Origin of the sequence: Weissella sp. DD23 (assembly GCF_001579105.1) — a bacterium.
In the GTDB taxonomy this organism is placed as follows: Bacteria; Bacillota; Bacilli; order Lactobacillales; family Lactobacillaceae; genus Weissella; species Weissella cibaria.
Window position 1 is genome coordinate 155525 of the sequence record NZ_KQ970391.1, and the last position, 2029, is coordinate 157553.

Genomic DNA, 2029 nt, shown 5'->3' on the forward strand with positions numbered 1-2029 from the left:
GGTTGCAACAATCGTTTTGGTTGCAGTCATCATCTTAATTCCAATTAGTCGCGTTTACTTGGGTGTGCACTATCCAAGCGATGTGCTAGCTGGCTTACTGCTTGGACTAGCAACGATGTTAACAGCAGCGACGATTATTCTGCCTAAGAAAGCTTAATTAAAAACGGTCACACCCAACACGATGAATTGTGCGGTGTGACCGTTTTTAATTAAGCTTCTGTTTTTGGTTCAGGAACAAACGTGTCTAGGGCTGACCAGAAAGCGACCAGCGAGAAGACAACGATAAAGTGCCAGAAGACCGTTGCCCAGGCGTTACCGTAAATGTTTGTGTATGTATTGATTAAGTGTTGCATCGTAATCAACGCCACGATTTCTTCGACCGCAATAATCAATGCAGTCAATGCAATCGCCGCGGCCAGTACCGCGCCGGCAAGCAGGATGAATGAAGCAACGTGTTGCGCAATCCAAGTGATTGACCAGGCTTTTGCTGCCTTATGATTCATGAATAGCGACCTCCAAGTGAATAATAACTAGTCCCTATTATACGTTAATTTAGTGTTGTTGTGGGTATTGGTTTGTGGGAAACTAGGGATATTGAAATAATAGGGGTGAGTGATGTATGGCAAAAACGGATCAAACGGTTAGTCCGCAGATTATTTGGGCAATTGTGGGGACGGGTATTTTAGCGTTTACGGGTATTTTAACAGAGACATCCATGAACGTGACCTTTCCGGATTTGATGAAGCAATTTAATATTTCGTTGAGTGTGGTGCAATGGCTGACTACGGCCTATTTGCTAATGGTGTCATTGGTGATGACTACCTCAGCGTTCTTAAAAGCAAAATTCAATCCACGGCAAATTTTTATCATCGCAATTGTGGCGTTCTTGATTGGGGACATTGTGGCGATTATGTCGCATTCCTTCGCGCTGCTGTTAGTTGGCCGTGTGATTCAAGGGATTGGGACAGGCGTCATTACGCCATTGGTCTTCAATATTATTCTTGAAAATGTTCCGATGGCTCATATTGGTAAGTATATGGGCTTTGGTACGATGATTTTGTCGTTGGCACCAGCCTTTGGACCGATTTTTGGTGGTGTCGTGGCCTACTACTTAGGTTGGCGCGAAATTTTCTTATTGGTGTTACCAGTTGCGTTTGTCTCGCTGGTTATTTCAATTAAGACAGTGCCAACGGAGCATATTAAAAATGACGCATTCCGCTTTGATTATGTGAGCTTTGCGATGTTGGCCATCGCCTTTACCAGTTTCTTGTGGGCATTAAGTCAGCTAGAACATGGACATGTTAGTGGCATGCTCTTTGGTTTGCTGATTGTTGCTGCTTTAGCATTTGCTGGCTTCTTATACCGAGCTAAGCATGCGACGCGCCAATTTTTAAACTTAGGTATTTTTAAAGTGCCTGCGTTGCGTTTTGCGATGTTGGGGTACGTTGCATACATGTTTACCAATTTGATGGTTAATTTTGCCGTACCGACATTTGTCCAATTATCCTTGGGAGCAACAACGATGATTGCCGGCTTTGCCTTGATGCCGGGGTCGTTGGCTGGGGCGCTATTGAACCCAATTTATGGGCGGGCGTATGATGTGTACGGACCAAAGATGCCCTTGTTGGCAGGTAATGCAGCGTTTGTTGTGATTATGATGGTTTGGTCGATGATGACGATGAATGGCACAGTTATCTCAATGACAATCTTTTACTTGTTGATGACGCTCGGCCGGAATCTAGCCTTTGGTACGTCGATGACCGCTGGGCTAGCGCAGTTATCATTGCCCGAACGTGCCGATGGTAACGCGATTTTTAACACGGCGCAGCAGTTTGCCGGCGCCATCGGAACAACGGTGGCGTCATTGTTAATGAAGGTGAATCCCGACAGTGCTGCCTCCGTTGCAACACAAACAGCGCGCGGTGCCCAGCATGTCTTTTGGTTTATGTTGGCATTGGGTGTGCTGAATTTCGTATGGTTTAATCGCTTTTTGAAGCATAACGCGCCTTATTCAGAATAGGCTAAGTTG

At 45.4% G+C, this 2029-nt stretch carries 3 protein-coding genes; 2 read left to right on the forward strand and 1 reads right to left on the reverse strand.

Going from position 1 to position 2029, the window contains the following annotated elements:
- The coding region (locus WEIDD23_RS12715) for a phosphatase PAP2 family protein (protein WP_156469561.1) at window positions 1-157 on the forward strand (157 nt) is incomplete at its 5' end.
- A 52-nt stretch (window positions 158-209) separates the two neighbouring features.
- Here WEIDD23_RS12715 and WEIDD23_RS03370 read toward each other — a convergent pair.
- A complete protein-coding gene (locus WEIDD23_RS03370) occupies window positions 210-503 on the reverse strand; it encodes a hypothetical protein (protein ID WP_010372226.1) in 294 nt (97 codons plus the stop codon).
- 116 nt (window positions 504-619) lie between these two features.
- Between WEIDD23_RS03370 and WEIDD23_RS03375 the strand changes: the two genes are divergently transcribed.
- Window positions 620-2020, forward strand: coding sequence for an MFS transporter (locus tag WEIDD23_RS03375; protein WP_010372229.1), 1401 nt, complete (start codon window positions 620-622; stop codon window positions 2018-2020).
- Window positions 2021-2029 lie beyond the last annotated feature (9 nt).

What these genes read in the sequence shown, in the direction of transcription:
- WEIDD23_RS03370 (WP_010372226.1), bottom strand. Translation starts at nt 503, where the DNA reads ATGAATCATAAGGCAGCAAAAGCCTGGTCAATCACTTGGATTGCGCAA.
- WEIDD23_RS03375 (WP_010372229.1), top strand. Translation starts at nt 620, where the DNA reads ATGGCAAAAACGGATCAAACGGTTAGTCCGCAGATTATTTGGGCAATT.